The sequence below is a fragment of the Erwinia artemisiae genome (assembly GCF_051400835.1).
GTDB lineage: Bacteria > Pseudomonadota > Gammaproteobacteria > Enterobacterales > Enterobacteriaceae > Erwinia > Erwinia aeris.
Genome location: NZ_JBLFFM010000006.1, coordinates 201,259 through 224,244, shown reverse-complemented (window position 1 = coordinate 224,244; position 22,986 = coordinate 201,259). Strand labels below are relative to the sequence as shown.

The following is a 22,986-nucleotide window of genomic DNA, read 5'->3' as shown; positions in this document are numbered from 1 at the left end:
TTTAACCCGACTGAAGCTAGCGCAAGAACGCTGGCTGCCGCCGTTCGTACTCGCTGATGCTGGCTTCGTGCTGCAGCGTCAGGCCAATACTATCCAGCCCGTTCAGCAGGCAGTGACGACGGAAAGGATCGATGCTGAAAGCGTAACGCTTGTCGCCCGCCACCACTTCCTGCCTGTCCAAATCCACGGTAAAGCTGACGCCCGGCTCGGCGGCGACCCGTTGAAACAGCGCATCAATTTCGGCTTCGCTTAACGTTACCAGCAGCAGCTGGTTATTAAACGCGTTATTGGCAAAAATATCGGCGAAATCGCTGCCGATAATCGCCTGGATACCGTAATCGGTCAGCGCCCAGGGCGCGTGTTCGCGCGAAGAGCCGCAGCCGAAGTTCTCCCGCGTCAGCATAATGCTGGCGCCGCGAAAGGCCGGTTTATTCAGGATAAAGTCAGGGTCAGGGATCTGACCTTCCGCATCCTTGTAGCGCCAGTCGTAAAACAGGTTGCGGCCAAAACCGGTGCGCGTCACCATCTGTAAAAACTGCTTCGGGATAATGGCGTCGGTGTCGACGTTGGCGGCGTCCATCGGTACCACCACGCCCGTATGCTGCGTAAATTTTTTCGCCATAGTTACTCCTTATCCAGCTCGCGGATATCGGCAAAGCGACCGGCTACCGCCGCAGCGGCGGCCATCGCCGGGCTGAGCAAATGCGTACGTCCGCCACGGCCCTGGCGGCCTTCGAAATTACGGTTGCTGGTTGAGGCGCAGCGCTCGCCCGGACTCAGGCGATCGTTATTCATCGCCAGACACATCGAGCAGCCGGGCAGGCGCCATTCGAAACCGGCAGCCAGAAAGATTTGATCCAGACCTTCCGCTTCGGCCTGCGCTTTGACCGGCCCGGAGCCGGGCACGACGTAAGCCTGCACGCCAGCGGCGATTTTATGCCCTTTGACCACGGAGGCCGCCGCGCGCAGATCCTCAATACGGGAATTGGTGCAGGAGCCGATAAATACCTTATCAATCCGCACGTCAGTCAGCCTGATGCCCGGTTTGAGATCCATATAGGCCAGCGCTTTTTCCGCCGAGGCGCGTTCAATGGGATCGCTGAAGCTGGCCGGATCGGGGATGACGTCGTTGACGGCGATCACCTGGCCGGGATTGGTGCCCCAGGTGACCTGCGGCGCGATCTCACTGGCATTAAGCGTCACGACTTTATCAAAGCGGGCACCGCTATCGGATTTCAGCGTGCGCCAGTAGGCGACTGCCTGTTCCCAGGCCCCATCTTTGGGCGCAAACTGGCGGCCCTTCACATAATTAAACGTGGTCTCATCCGGCGCGACCAGGCCCGCTTTCGCGCCCAGCTCAATCGCCATATTGCACAGCGTCATGCGGCCTTCCATGCTGAGCTGCTCCACGGCCGGGCCGCAGAACTCCACCACGTGCCCGTTGCCGCCGCCGCTGCCGGTTTTACCGATGATCGCCAGCGCGATATCCTTGGCGGTAATGCCCGGCGCCGTCTGCCCCACGACTTCGATCTTCATGGTTTTAGCGCGCGACTGCTTCAGCGTCTGCGTTGCCAGCACGTGTTCGACTTCTGACGTGCCGATGCCAAACGCCAGCGCGCCGAAAGCGCCGTGGGTAGAAGTATGCGAATCGCCGCAGACGATGGTCATACCGGGCAGCGACATGCCCTGTTCAGGCCCGATAACGTGCACAATGCCCTGAAAAGGATGCTTCAGATCGTACAGCCGCACGCCGAATTCTTCGCAGTTTTTGATCAGCATCGACATCTGAATGCGCGCCATCTCGCCGCTGGCGTTGATATCCCGCGTTTGCGTAGAGACGTTGTGATCCATCGTGGCGAAAGTTTTACCCGGCTGACGCACCGGGCGGCCGTGCGCGCGCAGACCGTCAAAAGCCTGCGCCGAGGTCACTTCATGCACCAGGTGCCTGTCGATATAAAGCAGCGGCGTCTCGTCAGGCGCTTCATACACGACATGGGCGTCAAACAGCTTCTCGTATAATGTTTTCATAATCAGGCTTCGCGGATAAATCGGGCGATAACGGAACCCATCTCCTCGGTGCCGACGGCATCGCCGTCGCCAGCCAGGTCGCCGGTACGGTAATTTTCTGCCAGCGCGCGGCTGATGGCCTGCTCAATGGCATCGGCCGCGTCGGCGGCTTGCAGGCTGTAGCGCAGCAGCAGCGCCAGCGACAGGATCTGAGCGACAGGATTGGCAATATTTTTTCCGGCGATATCCGGCGCGGAGCCGCCTGCCGGTTCAAACAGGCCAAAACCCTGTTCGTTAAGGCTGGCGGAAGGCAGCATCCCCATCGAGCCGGTAATCATCGCGCACTCGTCGGAGAGAATATCGCCAAACAGGTTAGAGCAAAGCATAACGTCGAACTGTGAAGGTTCTTTGATCAGCTGCATCGTGGCGTTATCAATATACATATGATGCAGCTCGACATCCGGGTAATCCTGCGCCACTTCCGTTACGATCTGCCGCCATAAAATGGACGATTGCAGCACGTTTGCTTTATCAATCGACGTCACTTTTTTACGGCGCTTGCGGGCAGATTCAAAGGCGATGCGGGCGATGCGTTCGATCTCGAAGCGGTGATAAACCTCGGTATCAAAGGCGCGCTCGTGCTGGCCGCTGCCTTCACGGCCTTTCGGCTGGCCGAAATAGATGCCGCCGGTCAGCTCGCGCACCACCAGAATATCGAAGCCTTTGGCGGCGATATCTGCGCGTAGCGGGCAGAACGCTTCCAGCCCCTGATGCAGGCTGGCCGGCCGCAGGTTGCTGAACAGTCTGAAGTGCTTACGCAACGGCAGCAGCGCACCGCGCTCCGGCTGCTCCGCTGGCGGCAGGTGTTCCCATTTCGGGCCGCCGACGGAGCCAAACAGGATCGCATCCGCCTGTTCGCAGCCCGCCACGGTGGCCGGCGGCAGCGGCTCGCCGTGACGGTCGATGGCAATGCCGCCGACGTCATACTCGCTGGTGGTGATGCGCAGATCGAAACGCTGACGTACCGCATCCAGCACCTTCGCGGCCTGCGCCATGACTTCCGGCCCGATGCCGTCGCCCGGCAATACGGCAATATGATAAGTCCTTGTCATTATACGGCTTCCTTTTCGTTGGCTTTGCGCTGCAGTTCCTGCTCGACCTGACGCGCGCGCCAGATATTGTTCAGGGCGTTGATCATGGCTTTGGCGGAGGATTCCACGATATCCGTCGCCAGGCCCACGCCGTGGAATTTACGGCCGTTATAGTTCACCACGATATCAACCTGGCCCAGCGCGTCTTTGCCATGGCCTTTGGCGGTCAGCTGATATTTCACCAGCTCGATATCAAAGTCGGTAATACGGTTGATCGCCTGGTAAACGGCATCCACCGGCCCGTTGCCCGTCGCGGCTTCGGCGATGGATTCTTCTCCGCAGTTCAGCTTGACCGAAGCGGTTGCCATCACGCTGGAGCCGGACTGCACGCTGAAGTAGTCCAGGCGGAAATGTTCCGGCTCTTCGTTCTGCTTGTTAATAAAGGCCAGCGCTTCCAGATCGTAATCGAACACCTGGCCCTTTTTATCGGCCAGCTTCAGGAAGGCGTCGTACAGGCTGTCCAGATTGTAATCCTGCTCTTTGTAACCCATCTCCTCCATGCGGTGTTTCACGGCCGCACGACCGGAGCGAGAGGTCAGGTTCAGCTGGATTTGGTGCAGGCCGATCGATTCCGGCGTCATGATTTCGTAGTTTTCGCGGTTTTTCAGCACGCCGTCCTGGTGAATACCGGAGGAGTGGGCGAAAGCGCCGCTGCCCACCACGGCTTTATTGGCCGGGATTGGCATATTGCAGATCTGGCTGACCAGCTGGCTGGTGCGGTAGATTTCCTGATGGTGAATATGGGTATGCACGTTCATCAGCTGGCTGCGGGTTTTTATCGCCATGATGGCTTCTTCCAGCGCACAGTTGCCCGCACGCTCGCCCAAACCGTTAATGGTGCCCTCAATCTGGCGCGCGCCAGCCTGCACGGCGGCGATAGAATTGCCGACCGCCATGCCCAAATCGTCATGGGTATGCACTGACAGGATCGCTTTGTCGATATTGGGCACGCGGTTGCGCAGCTGGGTGAAAATGTTGCTGTACTCGCTCGGCAGGGTGTAGCCCACGGTGTCAGGGATATTGATGGTAGTGGCGCCGGCGTTGATGGCGGCTTCCACGACGCGGCACAGATCGTCGATTGGCGTCCGACCGCCGTCTTCGCAGGAAAATTCGACGTCGTCGGTGTAGTTACGCGCATGTTTTACCATACGCACGGCGCGCTCGATCACTTCCGGCAGCGTGCTGCGCAGCTTGGTGGCGATATGCATGGGCGACGTCGCCAGAAAGGTGTGGATGCGGTAGGCTTCGGCCACGCGCAGCGCTTCGTAAGCCGCATCGATATCTTTTTCCACACAGCGGGCCAGCGCGCAAACACGGCTGTTTTTTACCTGGCGAGCGATAGTCTGCACGGATTCGAAGTCGCCTGGCGAAGAAACCGGAAAACCGACCTCCATCACGTCAACGCCCATACGCTCCAGCGCCAGCGCTATCTGCAATTTCTCTTTCACGCTCAGGCTGGCCTGCAATGCCTGTTCGCCATCACGCAGCGTGGTATCGAAAATAATAACTTGTTGGCTCATCAGATAATTCCTTTCATGTTTGCATCGCTAATGCTACGAGCATAAAAAAACCCGCGCAGTAGCGCGGGTTTTTTAGTTTGCAAGCCTGAATCAGTGATTCATTCCGCCCACAAGTCTACCGCGCATAAATATGCGTTTAGTAGTAGACCAGGTAGGAGGAGGGTACGGATCATTGAGTCAGGCCTCATAAATTTGCTGTTCCTTTATTGATACTTGAAAGCGGGGGGCGATGTCAAGGCGAGTCACAAGGTTATAATTAGCGACGTAAAATCAGCGCAGAGAAATTATTCTGGCTCAGCAAAGGCAGACAGAACAAAAAGGCGTACGGCAGGCCGCCCAGCAGAAAACCATCGAAAAACAAAAGGGAGTGCTGGCGGTTTTTAGCAAAAATAGCCTTTTTTATCAGGATATTACATAGGTTTTTCTTATAAACAACTTTCACCAACAATGCCCGGTTAGTTAGCGCATTCTTTTTCAGATAGATCGGGAAGCAGCAGAAAAAACTAAATCCGCCGCGATGTTTGAACAGGTAAACTTTATTCAAAGAAGTTCACTCATTAATAACGAAACGATCACACTGGAAAATAAAGCGCAGTCAGCATAAACCGCTTTTTTCCTGGCGAATAGTTAGTGTAAACGTCGACGCGTTAGCGAAACAGGTAGTGCCTTAATAAGGGCTTTCATTCATCAGTCACGTGCAGGACGTTTGCCTGTCGGGTTTTCTGCGGTTATGGTAAATCTTCACTCAAAGCAAAAATAAAACGGGCATCGCCCTGTACCTGGCCGCTGAAAATATTTTTAGCGGTTGAATAAACACAGGTTTTGAACTTATCGGCAGGCAGGCGTTATTTTCTGCATAAGCGCGTTAAGCACGTCGGTAAATCAGCACCTTAAAGCCTGGAGGCAAAAATGGAGATGTTGTCAGGAGCCGAGATGGTGGTCCGATCGTTAATCGATCAGGGCGTAAAACATGTGTTCGGCTACCCCGGCGGGGCAGTACTGGATATCTATGACGCATTGCAAACCGTGGGCGGCATTGACCACGTGCTGGTGCGCCATGAGCAGGGCGCTGTACATATGGCCGATGGCTACGCACGCGCTACCGGCGAAACCGGCGTGGTGCTGGTCACGTCCGGGCCGGGCGCCACCAACGCTATTACCGGCATTGCCACCGCCTATATGGATTCTATTCCTATGGTCGTGCTCTCCGGGCAGGTTCCTTCCTCCCTTATTGGCTATGACGCCTTCCAGGAGTGCGACATGGTCGGTATTTCGCGGCCGATCGTCAAACACAGCTTTATGGTGAGGCAGGTTGAAGATATCCCCACCGTCGTGAAAAAAGCCTTCTGGCTGGCGGCCAGCGGGCGTCCCGGCCCGGTGGTGATCGACCTGCCAAAAGATATGATGAATCCGGCGAACAAGCTGCCGTATCAGTGGCCGGAATCGGTCAGTATGCGCTCTTACAATCCCACGACGCAGGGGCATCGGGGCCAAATCAAGCGCGCGCTGCAAAGCCTGCTGGCGGCGAAAAAACCCGTTCTCTATGCGGGCGGCGGCGTAATCAATGCCGACTGCGCCAACGAGCTGCGCGAGTTCGCCGAACAACTCAATTTGCCGGTGACCTGCTCGCTGATGGGCCTGGGCGCTTTCCCCGGCACCCATCGCCAGTGTTTAGGCATGTTGGGGATGCACGGCACCTATGAAGCGAATATGACGATGCACAATGCCGACGTTATTTTCGCCGTTGGCGTGCGTTTCGATGACCGCACCACCAATAATTTAATGAAGTATTGTCCGAACGCGACGGTGCTGCATATTGATATTGATCCCGCGACTATCTCCAAAACCGTGCCGGCAGATGTGCCGATCGTCGGCGATGCCCGCGATGTGCTGAAGCAGATGCTGGAGATGCTAAAACAGCACAGCGAGCAGGATTGCGACAGCCTGCGCGACTGGTGGCAGAGCATCGAACAGTGGCGAGCGCGTCAGTGCCTGGCGTTCGATCGCAGCAGCGAGAAAATCAAACCGCAGGCGGTAATCGAAACGATCTGGCGTCTGACCAACGGCGACGCCTACGTGACCTCCGACGTGGGGCAGCATCAGATGTTCGCCGCGCTTTATTACCCCTTTGACAAGCCGCGCCGCTGGATCAACTCGGGCGGTCTGGGCACGATGGGCTTCGGCCTGCCTGCCGCGCTGGGCGTCAAGCTGGCGCTGCCGGAGGAAACCGTGGTTTGCGTCACGGGCGACGGCAGTATTCAGATGAATATTCAGGAGCTGTCGACCGCGCTGCAATATAATCTGCCGGTGCTGGTGCTGAGCCTTAACAATCGCTATCTGGGCATGGTGAAGCAGTGGCAGGATATGATCTATTCGGGACGGCATTCGCAATCCTATATGGAGTCGCTGCCCGATTTTATCAGGCTGGCGGAGGCTTACGGCCATGTCGGCATCGGCATTAATCATCCGCATGAGCTGGAAGAAAAACTGAGCCAGGCGCTGGTAGAGCTGCGTAAAGGCCGCCTGGTGTTTGTGGACGTTAACGTTGACGGCAGCGAGCACGTTTACCCGATGCAGATCCGCGGCGGCGGAATGGACGAAATGTGGCTGAGCAAAACGGAGAGGACATAATTATGCGTCGTGTTTTATCGGTACTGCTGGAAAACGAATCCGGCGCATTATCGCGGGTAGTAGGGCTTTTTTCTCAGCGCGGTTACAACATCGAAAGCCTGACCGTCGCGCCTACTGACGATCCGACGCTGTCGCGGATGACTATTCAGACCGTGGGTGACGAGAAGGTGCTGGAGCAGATTGAAAAGCAGCTGCACAAGCTGGTGGACGTGCTGCGCGTCACGGAGCTGGGCCAGGGCGCGTTTGTCGAGCGCGAGATCATGCTGGTGAAAATCCAGGCGACCGGCTACGGGCGTGAAGAGGTTAAGCGCAGCGCGGAAATCTTCCGTGGGCAGATCGTCGACGTGACGCCTTCGCTTTATACGGTTCAGCTGGCGGGCACCAGCGACAAGCTGGACGCTTTTTTAAGCACCGTTCGTGAAGTGGCGGAAATCGTTGAGGTTGCACGTTCAGGCGTTGTCGGTGTTGCGCGCGGCGAGCGAATTATGCGCTGATTGCCCCGCGTGATAATTGCGAAAAGCTTCTAACCCGGCGTAATGCCGGGTTTTTTTATTTTTGCCAGAAAGCTCCCGACTGGGGCTAAAAGAGGTTGCTGGCGCAGCCGTTAGATGTAAGATTATCTTATCCTTAGCCGCGACATGGCTATTTTTTCTGCGCCGTCATGGTGCCTGAAGCGTGGAGTTATTGTGAAACTGGATGAAATTGCGCGTCTTGCTGGTGTATCGCGCACGACGGCCAGCTACGTTATAAACGGAAAAGCCCGGCAGTATCGTGTCAGCGACAAGACCGTAGAAAAAGTCATGGCGGTGGTTCGCGAGCATAATTATCACCCTAATGCGGTCGCCGCAGGCTTAAGGGCAGGGCGTACCCGCTCGATAGGCCTGGTTATTCCCGATTTAGAGAATACCAGCTATACGCGGATCGCGAATTATCTGGAGCGCCAGGCCCGTCAGCGCGGCTATCAGCTGCTGATCGCCTGCTCCGAAGATCAGCCGGATAACGAAATGCGCTGCGTGGAACACCTGTTACAGCGCAAGGTAGACGCGATTATCGTTTCGACCTCCCTGCCGCCGGAACACCCTTTTTACCAGCGCTGGATTAACGATCCGCTGCCGATCGTAGCGCTGGATCGCGCACTGGATCGCGAACACTTCACCAGCGTCGTCGGCGCCGATCAGGATGATGCCGAGATGCTGGCGGCCGAACTGCGCAAGCAGCCGGCTGAATCCATTCTTTACCTCGGCGCGCTGCCGGAGCTGTCCGTCAGCTTCCTGCGTGAAATGGGCTTTCGCCAGGCGTGGCAGGGCGACGAGCGCCATATCGACTATATCTATGCCAACAGCTTTGAGCGCACGGCGGCGGCGGCGCTGTTTGAAACCTGGCTGGAAACGCACGCCATGCCCGATGCGCTGTTTACCACTTCTTTTGGTCTGCTGCAGGGCGTGATGGACGTGGCGCTCAAGCGGGAAGGGCGGATGCCGACCGATTTATCAATAGCCACCTTCGGCGATCATGAGCTGCTGGATTTTCTGGATTGTCCGGTACTGGCGGTAGGTCAGCGTCATCGCGACGTGGCCGAGCGGGTGCTGGAACTGGTGCTGGCCAGCCTGGACGAGCCGCGTAAGCCAAAACCCGGCCTGACGCGTATCCGTCGCAATCTTTACCGGCGTGGACGCCTGAGCCGTAAAGGAAGTTAATCAGTTGCTAAAAGGGTGTCTTTTATTGGCACCTTTTATTTTTCTGGTTTCGCAACTTTTCGCGCGGTGCCGGATGCCCAAATAAGACCGGTGCGTTTTTGGTTTGTCGTTAGCGTAAATAAAAGTAAAGATAAAGTTTCAAATGATTTTAACTTTCCGAAAATGCACGCTTATTAAAACGTTAGCGACACGCCTTCGCTGCCGCATCAGGCAGAACGGCACTATCAGGCCATTTTCTTAGGAAATTCCTTAAAATACCGGTCAACGGCTAAAGTTGGCGGCCGGAATTTTACGGGTAACGGCTGGTATATTTTTGAACAACTCAGAATTTCTCATCAATTTCCCGTCACTATTCATTAGTTTAATTTTCGATAGCGCGCTAAAGGCGCTTCTTTTTTAACTCTTTGCTGTTTTTTCTGGAAAAGAAATAATTCTTCAGGGCCTGCGCTGTCGCTTGACAATGATTTCCTCCGCTCCGTACACTCCTCCGGGTGGGAATTTGTGGTGTAAAGTGGGACTTAAGGGTAATCAAAGGGGAAGACTGGCATGTTCCGTGGAGCAACGTTAGTCAATCTCGACGGCAAAGGGCGACTGGCTGTGCCCATGCGCTACCGCGAAACGCTGATCGGGGAATCTCAGGGGCAAATGGTGTGTACTATTGACCTCCATCAGCCATGCCTGCTGCTTTACACCCTGCCTGAATGGGAAATTATTGAACGTAAGCTGGCTCGCTTATCGAGCATGAACCCGGTAGAGCGCCGTATTCAGCGCTTGTTGCTTGGTCATGCCAGCGAATGCCAGATGGATAATGCAGGCCGTTTGCTGATTGCGGGTACGCTCCGTCAGCACGCGAATCTGACCAAAGAAGTGATGCTGGTTGGACAGTTTAACAAGTTTGAGCTGTGGGATGAACAGACCTGGTATCAACAAGTCAGGGAGGATATTGACGCGGAGCAGTCGTCTCAGGAACCGCTATCTGAGCGCTTGCAGGACTTGTCATTATAGCTATGCAGGAAAATTTTAAACATACCACGGTGCTGCTGGACGAGGCGGTCAACGGCCTCAATATCAAACCAGACGGCATCTATATTGATGGCACCTTTGGACGAGGCGGGCATTCCCGACTGATCCTCTCCGCGCTGGGCGAACAGGGGCGTCTGTACGCCATCGACCGCGACCCGCAGGCTATTGCCGCCGCCGCCGCCATTACCGATCCGCGCTTTACCATTATACATGGGCCTTTCTCCGCGCTGGCGGAGTATGTTGACGCGCGCGGGCTGACCGGCCGCATCGACGGCATTTTACTGGATTTGGGCGTCTCTTCGCCGCAGCTGGATGATGCCGAACGCGGCTTCTCTTTTATGCGCGACGGCCCGCTGGATATGCGCATGGATCCGACCAAAGGCTTATCTGCTGCGCAGTGGCTGCTTCAGGCAGAGGAGAGCGATATCGCCTTTGTGCTGAAAACCTTTGGCGAAGAGCGCTTCGCAAAACGCATCGCGCGCGCCATCGTCGAGCGCAACCGCGAGCAGCCAATGACCCGCACCAAAGAGCTGGCGGACGTGATTTATGCCGCTACGCCGGTAAAAGATAAATTCAAGCATCCGGCAACGCGCAGCTTCCAGGCTATCCGTATTTGGGTCAACAGCGAGCTGGAAGAGATTGAAAAAGCGCTGAAAGGCGCGCTTTCCGCGCTGGCGCCGCAGGGCCGCCTGTCGGTGATCAGCTTCCACTCGCTGGAAGACCGTATCGTCAAACGCTTTATGCGCGAACAGAGCCGTGGCCCGCAGGTTCCGGCCGGTATTCCGATGACGGAAGCGCAGCTGAGCAAACTCGGCGGCCGTCAGCTTAAAGCGCTGGGCAAAATGATGCCGGGCGAAGCGGAAGTGGCGGAAAACCCGCGCGCGCGCAGTTCCGTATTACGTATCGCTGAGAGAACAGACGCATGATCGGCAACGAGCGACACAGTTTACCCGGCGTGATTGCAGGCGATCTTTTACGCCACGGCAAAATCCCGCTGATCCTGGCTGTCGCCGTGCTCGTGTCTGCGGTGCTGGTGGTGACCACGGCGCATAAAACCCGCCTGCTCACCGCGCAGCGCGAGCAGCTGGTGCTGGAACGCGACGCGCTGGATATCGAATGGCGCAACCTGATTCTGGAAGAGAATGCGCTGGGCGATCACAGCCGCGTGGAAAGAACGGCGATGGAAAAACTGCAAATGCAGCATGTCGATCCTTCGCAGGAAAATATTGTGGTACAGCCATAAGGGCATAAATGAAAGCCGCAGTTAAGACGCTTAAGACAAAACGTCAGGAAGATCAGGCCAGCTTTGTCAGCTGGCGTTTTGCGTTGTTGTGCGGCTGTATTTTACTCGCGCTGGGCGGACTGCTGGCGCGCATGGCTTATCTGCAGGTGATTAACCCGGATAAGCTGGTGCGGGAAGGCGATATGCGCTCGCTGCGCGTCCAGGCCGTTCCGACCTCTCGTGGCATGATCACCGATCGCGCCGGGCGGCCGCTGGCCGTCAGCGTGCCGGTCAACGCTATCTGGGCCGATCCGAAAGAGCTGCACGCCAAAGGCGGCATCACGCTGGACAGCCGCTGGCAGGCGCTTTCCGATGCGCTTTCCATTCCGCTGGATCAGCTGGCGGCGCGCGTTAACGCCAACCCCAAAGGGCGCTTCGTCTATCTGGCGCGCCAGGTCAATCCGGCCATCGGCGACTACATTAAAAAACTCAAGCTTCCCGGCATCTTTTTACGGGAAGAGTCGCGTCGCTACTATCCGGCAGGGCAGGTCACGTCACATCTGATCGGCTTTACCAACATTGATGGTCAGGGCATTGAAGGCGTCGAAAAGAGCTTTGATAAATGGCTGACGGGCGAGCCGGGCGAGCGCACCGTGCGCAAAGACCGCCATGGCCGCGTGATTGAGGATGTCTCTTCCGTAGACAGCCGGGCGGCGCACAACCTGGCGCTGAGCATTGACGAACGCCTGCAGGCGCTGGTCTATCGCGAACTGAACAATGCCGTCGCCTTTAACAAGGCGGAGTCGGGCACCGCCGTGCTGGTGGATGTTAACACCGGCGAAGTGCTGGCGATGGCCAACAGCCCGGCCTATAACCCGAACAACCTTACCGGCGTTACCAAAGACGTAATGCGCAACCGCGCCATCACCGATATTTTCGAGCCGGGTTCAACCGTCAAACCGATGGTGGTCATGACCGCGCTACAGCGCGGCGTGGTGCGGGAAAACAGCGTGCTGAACACCGTGCCTTACCGCATTAACGGCCATGAGATCAAAGACGTGGCCCGCTATAACGAGCTGACGCTGACCGGCGTTCTGCAAAAATCGAGTAACGTCGGCGTTTCCAGGCTGGCGTTAGCGATGCCGTCCTCGGCGCTGGTAGAAACCTACTCGCACTTTGGACTGGGTAAAGCGACCAATCTGGGACTGGTCGGAGAAAGTAGTGGCTTATATCCCCAAAAACAACGGTGGTCTGACATAGAGAGGGCCACCTTCTCTTTCGGCTACGGGCTGATGGTAACGCCGTTACAGTTAGCGCGAGTCTACGCCACAATCGGCAGCTATGGTCTCTATCGCCCGCTGTCGATTACCAAAGTCGATCCGCCCGTGGGCGGACAGCGCGTATTTTCTGAAGAAGTGGTTCGCACCGTCATGCATATGATGGAGAGCGTGGCGCTGCCCGGCGGCGGCGGCGTAAAAGCGGCCATCAAAGGCTACCGCATCGCCATTAAAACCGGTACGGCGAAAAAAGTCGGGCCGGACGGGCGCTACGTTAACAAATATATTGCCTACACCGCCGGCGTTGCACCGGCAAGCCGTCCCCGTTTTGCGCTGGTGGTGGTGATCAACGATCCCCAGGCCGGTAAATATTACGGCGGCGCGGTTTCGGCTCCGGTGTTTGGCGCCATTATGGGCGGTGTATTGCGCACCATGAATATCGAACCTGATGCGCTACCGGTCGTTGAGAAAAACGAGCTGGTAGACAATAAGTGAGGGATCAAGTGACAGATCGTAATCTGCACGACTTACTGGCGCCGTGGGTGCCTGGCGCGCCCGCGCTGCCGCTGCGTGAAATGATCCTGGACAGCCGTTTAGCGGCTGCCGGCGATCTCTTTGTCGCCGTAAAAGGCCATACGGCAGACGGCCGTCGTTTTATTCCCCAGGCTATCGCGCAGGGCGTGGCGGCGATTATCGCCGAAGCGGAAGGCGAAGCGGAAGATGGCGACATCACTACCGTGCACGGCGTGCCGGTGATTTATCTGGCGCAGCTGAGCCAGCGGCTTTCCGCGCTGGCCGGGCGCTTTTATCAGCAGCCGGGCGAAAAACTGCGCCTGATTGGCGTAACCGGCACCAATGGCAAAACCACCACTACTCAGCTGCTGGCGCAATGGGCGCAGCTGCTGGGCGAAACCGGCGCGGTGATGGGCACCGTCGGCAACGGCCTTTACGGCCATCTGGCGCCGGTTGAAAACACGACCGGCTCGGCGGTTGAGGTACAGCAGACGCTGGCTTCGCTGGTGGAGCAGGGCGCGACGCTGGCCGCGATGGAGGTTTCCTCCCACGGTCTGGTGCAGCATCGCGTAGCGGCGCTGCCTTTTGCCGCTGCGGCCTTTACCAACCTCAGCCGCGATCACCTGGACTACCACGGTGATATGACGCGCTATGAGTCCGCCAAATGGCTGCTTTTCTCCGAGCACATGGTCGGCCAGGCCATTATCAATGCCGATGACGAGACGGGACGCCGCTGGCTGGCGAACCTGCCGGACGCCGTTGCCGTTACGCTGGAAGATAACCTGGAGCCGGGCTGTCATGGCCGCTGGCTGAAGGCGACGGACGTGCGCTATCACGACAACGGCGCCGCTATCCGTTTTGACTCCAGCTGGGGCGGCGGCGAGCTGGAAAGCCGTCTGATGGGCGCGTTTAACGTCAGCAATCTGCTGGTGGCGCTGGCAACGCTGTTGGCGCTGGGTTATCCGCTCAACGAGCTGGTGGCGACCGGCAACCGACTACAGCCGGTCACCGGCCGTATGGAAGTCTTCAGCGCGCCCGCGAAGCCAACGGTAGTGGTGGATTATGCCCACACGCCGGACGCGCTGGAAAAAGCGCTGGAGGCCGCTCGCCTGCACTGTAAAGGCAAGCTGTGGTGCGTCTTCGGCTGCGGCGGCGATCGCGACAAAGGCAAGCGTCCGCTGATGGGCGCCATTGCCGAGCAGTTCTCCGACGTGGTGGTGATCACCGACGATAACCCGCGCAGCGAAGATCCTGCCGCTATCGTGGCCGACATTCTGACCGGCCTGCTCGATCCGGGCCGCGCCCGCGTGGTAGCCGGGCGAGCACAGGCGGTCACTAACGCCATCATGCAGGCTAAAGAAGAAGATATCGTGCTGGTTGCCGGTAAAGGTCATGAAGATTATCAAATCGTCGGCAACCGTCGGCTGGACTATTCCGACCGCGAAACCGTGGCGCGTCTGCTGGGGGTGATGGCATGATCGCACTCTCTCTGCAAAAGCTGGCTGAGATCACCGGCGGTGAACTAATCGGCAGCGACCTTACCTTTAGCGAAGTGACCACCGATACGCGCAAGATAAGCGCCGGCTGTCTGTTTATCGCGCTGAAGGGCGAGCGTTTTGACGCGCACGAGCTGGTCGGCGACGCAATAGCGGCCGGTTCGGCGGCTCTGTTAGTCAGTAAGCACTTACCTGTTGCGGTTCCTCAGGTGGTGGTCAGCGATACGCGCATAGCGCTGGGCCGGCTGGCCGGCTGGGTTCGCCAGCAGTCGACGGCGCGCGTCGTGGCGCTGACCGGCTCTTCCGGCAAAACCTCGGTCAAAGAGATGACCGCCGCCATTCTGCGCCAGTGCGGCGAAACGCTGTATACCGCAGGCAATCTGAATAACGATATCGGCGTCCCGCTGACGCTGCTGCGTCTGAGCGCGCAGCACCAGTACGCGGTGATTGAGCTGGGCGCTAACCATCAGGGCGAAATCGCCTGGACCACCAGCCTGGCGCGACCGGAAACGGCGCTGGTCAACAACCTGGCGGCCGCGCACCTGGAAGGGTTCGGCTCGCTGGCAGGCGTGGCCAAAGCCAAAGGCGAAATTTTTCAGGGGCTGCCGGACAACGGCACCGCCATTCTGAACGCCGACAGCAACGACGAGGCTAACTGGCAGCCGATGCTGAAGGGCAAAACGGTCTGGCATTTCTCTTCCCAACCGCAGGCCGAAAGCGAGTTTGCCGCCAGCGATGTGCAAATCACCAGCGCGGGCACCCATTTTGTGATGAAAACGCCTGTAGGCAGCGTAGCCGTTCAGCTGCCGCTGCCGGGGCGTCACAATATCGCGAATGCGCTGGCCGCCGCCGCGCTGGCTATCTCCGTCGGCGCTTCCCTGGAAGCGGTACAGCTTGGCTTAGGCCAGCTTGAAGCCGTGCCGGGCCGCCTTTTCCCGGTTCTGCTGGCGGAAAATCAGCTGCTGCTGGACGACAGCTATAACGCCAACGTCGGTTCGATGACCGCAGCGGCTCAGGTGCTGGCGGACATGCCGGGCTATCGCGTGATGGTCACCGGCGATATGGCGGAGCTGGGCGAGGAGGCCGAAGCGTGCCATCGCGAAGTGGGCGAAGCGGCCCGTCGTGCCGGTATTGATAAGGTGCTTAGCGTGGGCACATTAAGCCGTGCTATCGGCGAGGCCAGCGGCGTGGGCGAACATTTTACCGATAAGGCTGCCGTCACGGCGCGTCTGCGGACGCTGCTGGCGGAACAGCCGACGATCACCATTTTAGTTAAAGGTTCACGTAGTGCCGCCATGGAGCAGGTAGTACAGAGCTTACAGGAGAAAAGAGCATGCTAGTCTGGCTGGCCGAACATCTGGTCGCTTTTTATTCAGGCTTTAACGTCTTTTCCTATCTGACGTTTCGCGCCATCGTCAGCCTGCTGACCGCGCTGTTTATCTCGCTGTGGATGGGGCCGCGCATGATCGCCCGCCTGCAGGAAATGTCCTTCGGTCAGGTCGTGCGTAACGACGGCCCGGAATCGCACTTCAGCAAGCGCGGCACGCCGACCATGGGCGGCATTATGATCCTGTTCTCCATTACCGTCTCGGTGCTGATGTGGGCCTATCCGTCCAACCCTTACGTCTGGTGCGTGCTGGTGGTGCTGGTGGGCTTTGGCATCATTGGGTTTGTGGACGATTATCGCAAGGTGGTGCGTAAAGACACGAAAGGGCTGATCGCGCGCTGGAAATATTTCTGGATGTCGGTGATTTCGCTGGGCGTCGCCTTTACGCTCTATGCGACAGGAAAAGGCACGCCGGCGACGCAGCTGGTGGTGCCGTTCTTCAAGGACATCATGCCGCAGCTTGGCCTGTTTTACGTGGTGCTCGCCTACTTCGTTATCGTCGGCACCGGTAATGCGGTGAACCTGACCGACGGGCTGGACGGCCTGGCGATCATGCCTACCGTTTTTGTGGCCGCCGGTTTTGCGTTGGTTGCCTGGGCCACCGGTAATATGAACTTCGCTAACTACCTGCATATTCCCTATCTGCGCCACGCAGGCGAACTGGTGATTGTCTGTACGGCAATCGTCGGTGCCGGGCTGGGCTTTTTATGGTTTAACACCTATCCGGCGCAGGTCTTTATGGGTGACGTCGGATCGCTGGCGCTGGGCGGCGCGCTGGGCACCATCGCCGTGCTGCTGCGTCAGGAGTTTTTGCTGGTGATTATGGGCGGCGTCTTTGTGGTGGAAACCCTGTCGGTGATCCTACAGGTGGGGTCGTTCAAGCTGCGCGGCCAGCGAATTTTCCGCATGGCGCCTATTCATCATCATTACGAACTTAAAGGCTGGCCGGAACCGCGCGTTATCGTACGTTTCTGGATCATTTCACTGATGCTGGTGCTGATTGGCCTGGCGACGCTGAAGGTGCGGTAATAATGACTGATTACCAGGGTAAAAAAGTCGTCATTATCGGTCTGGGATTGACCGGGCAGTCGTGCGTTGACTTCTTTTTAGCGCGTGGCGTCACGCCGCGCGTCATGGATACCCGACTTGTTCCGCCGGGCCTGGAAAAGCTGCCAGCAGAAGTGGAACGCTGGCTGGGTTCGTTGAACGACGACTGGCTGCAAAGCGCCGATCTGATTGTCGCCAGCCCCGGGCTGGCGCTGTCGCATCCGTCCCTGACGGCGGCGGCGAAAGCGGGCGTGGAGATCGTAGGCGACATCGAGCTGTTTTGCCGCGAGGCGCAGGCGCCGATTGTGGCGATCACCGGCTCTAACGGCAAAAGCACCGTGACCACGCTGGTGGGCGAGATGGCTACAGCCGCAGGCTGGCAGGTCGGCGTGGGCGGCAATATTGGCCTGCCGGCGCTGATGCTGCTTGCTCAGCCCGCCCGGCTCTACGTGCTGGAACTCTCCAGCTTCCAGCTGGAAACGACCCACAGCCTGAAAGCGGCGGCGGCGACCATCCTGAACGTGACGGAAGATCATATGGATCGCTATCCGTTCGGGATGCAGCAGTATCGGGCGGCCAAGCTGCGCGTTTACGAACAGGCAGACGCGTGCATTGTGAATGCGGACGATGCGATGACCATGCCGGTACGCGGCGCGGATAAACGCTGCATCAGCTTTGGCGTCGACGTCGGCGACTATCACCTGACGCGCCAGCAGGGCAGCACCTGGCTGCGCGTTAAGGGCGAAAAAGTGCTGAACACCAGCGAGATGTCCCTGGTCGGCCAGCATAACTATACCAACGCGCTGGCGGCCCTTGCGCTGGCCGATGCCGTGGGTTTGCCTCGCGCCTCCAGCCTGAAAGCGCTGACTACCTTTACCGGCCTGGCGCACCGCTTCCAGCTGGCGCACGAGCGTAACGGCATTCGCTGGATCAACGACTCCAAAGCGACCAACGTCGGCAGCACCGAAGCGGCGCTGAACGGTCTGACCGTGCAGGGCACGCTCTGGCTGCTGCTGGGCGGCGACGGCAAATCCGCCGACTTCACTCCGCTGGCTCGCTACTTACAGGGCGATAACATCAGAATTTACTGCTTTGGTCGGGATGCGGCCGCGCTGGCGGTGCTGCGCCCGGAAAGGGCAGTGCAGACCGCAACGATGCAGGAAGCCATGCAGCAGATTGCCGCCAAAGCGCAGTCGGGCGATATGGTGCTGCTGTCGCCGGCCTGCGCCAGCCTCGATCAGTTTAAAAACTTCGAGCAGCGCGGCGACGTGTTCACTCGACTGGCAAAGGAGCTGGGCTGATGCGTGTTCCGGGTTTAAGCGTTGCCAGCTGGCTGTCAGAACGCCTGAAAGAGTGGGTGATGGGCTCGCGCGAGAGCGATGCCAGCACCATGGTGCTTTACGACCGCACGCTGCTCTGGCTGACGATAGGGCTGGCGATTATCGGCTTCGTGATGGTGACGTCGGCCTCCATGCCGGTGGGCCAGCGTTTATCGGACGATCCTTTTTACTTCGCCAAGCGCGATGCCTTTTACATCGTGCTGGCGTTCGGCATCGGGCTGGTCACGCTGCGCGTGCCGATGGCTTTCTGGCAGCGCTACAGCAACATTATGCTGCTGGTCACGGTGGTGATGCTGCTGATTGTGCTGGTGGTGGGCAGTTCGGTAAACGGCGCCTCGCGCTGGATTGCGCTCGGCCCGCTGCGTATCCAGCCTGCGGAGCTCTCCAAGCTTTCGCTGTTCTGCTATCTCGCCAGCTATCTGGTGCGCAAGGTAGAGGAAGTGCGCAACAACTTCTGGGGTTTCTGCAAGCCGATGGGCGTGATGGTGGTGCTGGCGGTCCTGCTGCTGGCGCAGCCCGATCTGGGTACCGTGGTGGTGCTGTTTGTCACCACGCTGGCGATGCTGTTCCTGGCTGGCGCAAAATTATGGCAGTTTCTGGCGATCATCGGCTCCGGTATTTTTGCGGTTTGCCTGCTGATTATTGCCGAACCTTACCGTATGCGGCGCGTCACCTCTTTCTGGAACCCGTGGGAAGATCCCTTTGGCAGCGGCTACCAGCTGACCCAGTCGCTGATGGCGTTTGGCCGCGGCGAATTCTGGGGCCAGGGGCTGGGCAACTCGGTACAGAAACTGGAATATTTACCGGAAGCGCACACCGACTTTATCTTCTCGATTATCGGTGAAGAGCTGGGTTATATCGGTGTGGTTTTAGCGCTGTTAATGGTATTCTTCGTCGCTTTTCGCGCGATGTCCATCGGGCGCCGCGCGCTGGAGCTTGACCAGCGCTTCGCCGGTTTTCTGGGCTGCTCTATCGGCGTCTGGTTTAGCTTCCAGGCGCTGGTTAACGTTGGCGCCGCAGCAGGTATGCTGCCGACCAAAGGCCTGACGCTGCCGCTGATCAGTTACGGCGGCTCCAGCCTGATAATTATGTCAACCGCCATCGTATTTTTGTTACGCATAGATTATGAAACGCGTCTGGCAAAAGCCCAGGCGTTTACGCGAGGTAGTCGATGAAAGGGAAGCGACTGATGGTTATGGCCGGCGGCACCGGAGGACACGTTTTTCCGGGGCTGGCGGTGGCGCACCATCTGATGGCGCAGGGCTGGCAGGTGCGCTGGCTCGGCACGGCTGACCGTATGGAGGCCGATCTGGTGCCGAAACACGGCATCGACATCGATTTTATTCGCATCAGCGGCCTGCGCGGCAAAGGGCTGAAGGCGCAGCTGGCCGCGCCGCTGCGGATTTTCCACGCCGTACGCCAGGCCCGCGCAATCATGAAGGCTTATAAACCGGACGTGGTGCTGGGCATGGGCGGCTACGTTTCCGGGCCGGGCGGCCTGGCGGCGTGGAGCTGCGGTATTCCGGTGGTGCTGCATGAACAAAACGGCATCGCCGGATTAACCAATAAGTGGCTGGCGAAAATCGCCAAAAAAGTGATGCAGGCGTTTCCCGGCGCGTTCCCTGATGCGGATGTGGTCGGCAACCCGGTACGGACAGACGTGCTTGCTCTGCCGTTGCCTGCTGAACGTATGGCCGATCGCAGCGGCCCGGTTCGCGTATTGGTTATCGGCGGCAGCCAGGGCGCCCGCGTGCTGAACCAGACGCTGCCTCAGGTGGCCGCGAAGCTGGGCGACAGCATTACGCTGTGGCACCAGACGGGCAAAGGCGCGCTGGCTGAAGTCAACGACGCCTACGGTAAGGTTGGACAGACGCAGCATAAAGTCACCGAATTTATTGACGATATGGCAGCGGCCTACGCCTGGGCGGACGTTATCGTCTGCCGCTCCGGCGCGCTGACGGTCAGCGAAGTGGCCGCCGCAGGCTTACCGGCGATCTTCGTGCCGTTTCAGCATAAAGATCGTCAGCAGTACTGGAACGCGCTGCCGCTGGAAAAAGCGGGCGCGGCAAAAATTTACGAGCAGCCGCAGTTTACGGCTGACACCGTGGCGCAGACGCTGGCCGCATGGGATCGCCCAACGCTGATGGCGATGGCGGCGAAGGCCCGTGCCGTGGCGATCCCGGATGCGACCGAGCGTGTCGCAGCCGAAGTCAGCAAAGCGGCGCTATAGCACAGGACGAGACTTGTCCCGGAACAGGGTGCCAGCAGGTACCGACAGGCAGAAAGAGATGAATACACAACAACTGGCAAAACTGCGTTCTATCGTGCCCGAGATGCGTCGCGTCCGGCACATTCACTTTGTTGGCATCGGTGGTGCCGGCATGGGCGGTATTGCCGAAGTGTTGGCCAACGAAGGCTATGAAATCAGCGGTTCCGATCTGGCGCCGAATGCGGTCACGCAGCATTTGAGCGCGCTGGGAGCGACCATCTATTTTAACCATCGTCCTGAAAATGTCAGCGACGCCAGCGTGGTGGTGGTATCCACCGCGGTGTCGCAGGATAACCCGGAACTTATCGCGGCGCGTGAAGCCCGCATTCCGGTGATCCGTCGGGCGGAAATGCTGGCCGAGCTGATGCGCTTCCGTCACGGCATCGCCGTCGCCGGGACGCACGGAAAAACCACGACCACGGCCATGGTCTCCAGCATTTATGCGGAAGGCGGCCTGGATCCGACCTTCGTTAACGGTGGTCTGGTCAAAGCGGCCGGCACCCATGCGCGCCTGGGCAGCAGCCGCTATCTGATTGCGGAAGCGGATGAAAGCGATGCGTCCTTCCTGCACCTTCAGCCGATGGTGGCTATCGTCACCAATATCGAAGCTGACCACATGGATACCTATCAGGGCGATTTTGAGAACCTGAAGCAGACCTTTATCAATTTCCTGCACAACCTGCCGTTCTATGGCCGCGCGGTGCTCTGCGTGGATGACGCGGTGATCCGCGATCTGATCCCGCGCGTAGGCCGCCAGATCACCACTTACGGCTTTAGCGAAGATGCCGACGTGCGTATCGCCAGCTACGAGCAGCACGGCGCGCAGGGCCACTTCACGCTGGCCCGCCACGATAAGCCGCTGATGCAGGTGACGCTGAACGCGCCTGGCCGCCACAATGCGCTGAACGCCGCCGCCGCGGTAGCCGTCGCGACGGAAGAGGGCATTGACGATGCAGAAATCCTGAGCGCGCTGGAAAGCTTCCAGGGCACCGGTCGTCGCTTCGATTTCCTGGGCGAGTATCCGCTACAGGAAGTGAACGGCGTGCAGGGCACCGCGATGCTGGTTGACGATTATGGTCATCATCCCACGGAAGTTGACGCCACGATCAAAGCGGCCCGCGCGGGCTGGCCGGACAAGCAGCTGGTAATGATCTTCCAGCCGCATCGCTATACGCGCACCCGCGATCTCTATGACGATTTCGCGAACGTGCTGTCTCAGGTGGATGTGCTGCTGATGCTGGACGTTTACTCCGCTGGCGAAACGCCGATCCCCGGTGCCGACAGTCGCTCGCTGTGCCGCACCATCCGTGGGCGCGGCAAAGTGGATCCTATCCTGGTGTCGGACCATGACGCCGTGCTGGAAATGCTGGCGCCGAAGCTGTCCGGCAACGATTTAATTCTGGTGCAGGGCGCGGGCAACGTTGGTCGTATTGCCCGCACGCTTGCTGAAAATAAGTTACAACCGCAGAAAGAAGGTAAACATCATGGCTGAGAAAGTAGCGGTATTGCTGGGTGGCACTTCTGCGGAACGCGACGTTTCCCTGATGTCGGGCAACGCCGTGGTGAGCGGACTGCTTGAGGCGGGCATCGACGCGCATGCCGTCGATATCCGTGATTTTCCGGTAACGCGCCTGAAAGAAGAAGGCTTCGATAAAGCTTTTATCGCGCTGCACGGTCGCGGCGGCGAAGACGGCACCCTGCAGGGGCTGCTGGAGTTTCTGGCTATTCCCTATACCGGCAGCGGCGTGATGGCTTCCGCCATTACCATGGACAAGCTGCGCACCAAATGCCTGTGGCAGGGCTGCGGCCTGCCGGTATCGCCTTACGTGGCGATTACCCGTAAAGAGATGGACGCCGGGCTTAACGACGAGATCCGCGCCCGTATCGCAGCGCTGGGCCTGCCGGTTTTCGTTAAGCCCAGCAGCGAAGGCTCCAGCGTCGGCATCAGCCGCGTTAACGACGCTGATTCGCTTCAGGCTGCGCTGACCGAGGCTTTCCGTCACGACGACGACGTGCTGGTAGAGGCGTTTCTGAGCGGCCCGGAATACACCGTAGCGGTGATCGGCGACGATATTCTGCCTTCCATTCGTATTCAGGTGGCTTCGGAGTTCTATGACTATGAAGCAAAATACTTTTCTGACGAAACGCAGTACTTCTGTCCAAGCGGTTTATCGGCCGAGCGGGAAGCGGAACTGAGCGAGATCGTGATTAAAGCGTGGCGCGCGCTGGGCTGTAGCGGCTGGGGACGCGTCGATCTGATGATGGGCGGCGACGGCCAGTTTTACCTGCTGGAGGTGAATACCTCGCCCGGCATGACCAGCCACAGCCTGGTGCCGATGGCCGCTAAGCAGGCCGGCATGAGCTTTTCGCAGCTGGTAGCCCGCATTCTGGAACTGGCGGACTGAT

The 22,986-nt window shown here is 58.6% G+C and carries 19 protein-coding genes and 1 pseudogene; 15 read left to right on the top strand and 5 right to left on the bottom strand.

Going from position 1 to position 22,986, the window contains the following annotated elements; genetic code table 11:
* Positions 1 to 16: 16 nt before the first annotated feature.
* The 5 genes from leuD to ACMGEE_RS15090 form a co-directional block, all read right to left on the bottom strand.
* On the bottom strand, positions 17 to 622 hold the full coding sequence (leuD, locus tag ACMGEE_RS15110; RefSeq protein ID WP_436830290.1) for a 3-isopropylmalate dehydratase small subunit: 606 nt from the start codon (positions 620 to 622) through the stop codon (positions 17 to 19).
* Between the two features lie 2 nt (positions 623 to 624).
* Entirely contained in the window at positions 625 to 2,028 is a 1,404-nt protein-coding gene (gene leuC, locus ACMGEE_RS15105; RefSeq protein WP_253455292.1) for a 3-isopropylmalate dehydratase large subunit, read from the bottom strand.
* A 2-nt stretch (positions 2,029 to 2,030) separates the two neighbouring features.
* Complete coding sequence (leuB, locus tag ACMGEE_RS15100; RefSeq protein ID WP_253455291.1) at positions 2,031 to 3,119, bottom strand: 3-isopropylmalate dehydrogenase; 1,089 nt, start codon at positions 3,117 to 3,119, stop codon at positions 2,031 to 2,033.
* A complete protein-coding gene (gene leuA, locus ACMGEE_RS15095) occupies positions 3,119 to 4,678 on the bottom strand; it encodes a 2-isopropylmalate synthase (RefSeq protein WP_253455290.1) in 1,560 nt (519 codons plus the stop codon). The genes leuB and leuA overlap by 1 nt, the downstream gene beginning before the upstream one ends.
* A 256-nt stretch (positions 4,679 to 4,934) precedes the next feature.
* A complete protein-coding gene (locus ACMGEE_RS15090; protein WP_253455289.1) occupies positions 4,935 to 5,222 on the bottom strand; it encodes a hypothetical protein in 288 nt (95 codons plus the stop codon).
* A 365-nt stretch (positions 5,223 to 5,587) separates the two neighbouring features.
* Here ACMGEE_RS15090 and ilvI point away from each other — a divergent pair, with 365 nt between their 5' ends.
* The 15 genes and pseudogenes from ilvI to ACMGEE_RS15015 all read left to right on the top strand — a co-directional run bounded on the left by ilvI (position 5,588) and on the right by ACMGEE_RS15015 (position 22,985).
* A complete protein-coding gene (ilvI, locus tag ACMGEE_RS15085; protein ID WP_253455288.1) occupies positions 5,588 to 7,309 on the top strand; it encodes an acetolactate synthase 3 large subunit in 1,722 nt (573 codons plus the stop codon).
* Between the two features lie 2 nt (positions 7,310 to 7,311).
* Complete coding sequence (ilvN, locus tag ACMGEE_RS15080) at positions 7,312 to 7,803, top strand: acetolactate synthase small subunit (protein WP_125288984.1); 492 nt, start codon at positions 7,312 to 7,314, stop codon at positions 7,801 to 7,803.
* 192 nt (positions 7,804 to 7,995) lie between these two features.
* On the top strand, positions 7,996 to 9,006 hold the full coding sequence (gene cra / locus ACMGEE_RS15075) for a catabolite repressor/activator (RefSeq protein WP_253455287.1): 1,011 nt from the start codon (positions 7,996 to 7,998) through the stop codon (positions 9,004 to 9,006).
* A gap of 546 nt (positions 9,007 to 9,552) precedes the next feature.
* Positions 9,553 to 10,011: a division/cell wall cluster transcriptional repressor MraZ gene (gene mraZ, locus ACMGEE_RS15070; protein WP_125288986.1), complete on the top strand. Its 459-nt coding sequence runs from the start codon at positions 9,553 to 9,555 to the stop codon at positions 10,009 to 10,011.
* A 2-nt stretch (positions 10,012 to 10,013) separates the two neighbouring features.
* Positions 10,014 to 10,955 (top strand): 16S rRNA (cytosine(1402)-N(4))-methyltransferase RsmH, encoded by a 942-nt coding sequence (gene rsmH / locus ACMGEE_RS15065; RefSeq protein WP_253455286.1) that lies wholly within the window; start codon positions 10,014 to 10,016, stop codon positions 10,953 to 10,955.
* Positions 10,952 to 11,272, top strand: a complete 321-nt coding sequence (ftsL, locus tag ACMGEE_RS15060; RefSeq protein ID WP_253455285.1) for a cell division protein FtsL — start codon at positions 10,952 to 10,954, stop codon at positions 11,270 to 11,272. Before rsmH ends, ftsL begins: the two co-directional genes overlap by 4 nt.
* A gap of 8 nt (positions 11,273 to 11,280) precedes the next feature.
* A pseudogene (locus ACMGEE_RS15055) lies at positions 11,281 to 13,045 on the top strand (peptidoglycan glycosyltransferase FtsI).
* On the top strand, positions 13,032 to 14,519 hold the full coding sequence (gene murE, locus ACMGEE_RS15050) for a UDP-N-acetylmuramoyl-L-alanyl-D-glutamate--2,6-diaminopimelate ligase (protein WP_301730715.1): 1,488 nt from the start codon (positions 13,032 to 13,034) through the stop codon (positions 14,517 to 14,519). Before ACMGEE_RS15055 ends, murE begins: the two are co-directional and overlap by 14 nt.
* Entirely contained in the window at positions 14,516 to 15,877 is a 1,362-nt protein-coding gene (gene murF, locus ACMGEE_RS15045; RefSeq protein ID WP_436830289.1) for a UDP-N-acetylmuramoyl-tripeptide--D-alanyl-D-alanine ligase, read from the top strand. The genes murE and murF overlap by 4 nt, the downstream gene beginning before the upstream one ends.
* Positions 15,871 to 16,953: a phospho-N-acetylmuramoyl-pentapeptide-transferase gene (gene mraY, locus ACMGEE_RS15040; protein ID WP_253455282.1), complete on the top strand. Its 1,083-nt coding sequence runs from the start codon at positions 15,871 to 15,873 to the stop codon at positions 16,951 to 16,953. Before murF ends, mraY begins: the two co-directional genes overlap by 7 nt.
* Positions 16,954 to 16,955: 2 nt before the next feature.
* Positions 16,956 to 18,272: a UDP-N-acetylmuramoyl-L-alanine--D-glutamate ligase gene (murD, locus tag ACMGEE_RS15035; protein ID WP_436830288.1), complete on the top strand. Its 1,317-nt coding sequence runs from the start codon at positions 16,956 to 16,958 to the stop codon at positions 18,270 to 18,272.
* Entirely contained in the window at positions 18,272 to 19,486 is a 1,215-nt protein-coding gene (gene ftsW, locus ACMGEE_RS15030) for a cell division protein FtsW (RefSeq protein ID WP_253455280.1), read from the top strand. Before murD ends, ftsW begins: the two co-directional genes overlap by 1 nt.
* Complete coding sequence (gene murG / locus ACMGEE_RS15025; RefSeq protein WP_301251453.1) at positions 19,483 to 20,541, top strand: undecaprenyldiphospho-muramoylpentapeptide beta-N-acetylglucosaminyltransferase; 1,059 nt, start codon at positions 19,483 to 19,485, stop codon at positions 20,539 to 20,541. The genes ftsW and murG overlap by 4 nt, the downstream gene beginning before the upstream one ends.
* 58 nt (positions 20,542 to 20,599) lie before the next feature.
* Complete coding sequence (gene murC / locus ACMGEE_RS15020) at positions 20,600 to 22,072, top strand: UDP-N-acetylmuramate--L-alanine ligase (RefSeq protein WP_301251452.1); 1,473 nt, start codon at positions 20,600 to 20,602, stop codon at positions 22,070 to 22,072.
* Entirely contained in the window at positions 22,065 to 22,985 is a 921-nt protein-coding gene (locus ACMGEE_RS15015; protein ID WP_253455277.1) for a D-alanine--D-alanine ligase, read from the top strand. The genes murC and ACMGEE_RS15015 overlap by 8 nt, the downstream gene beginning before the upstream one ends.
* Position 22,986 lies beyond the last annotated feature (1 nt).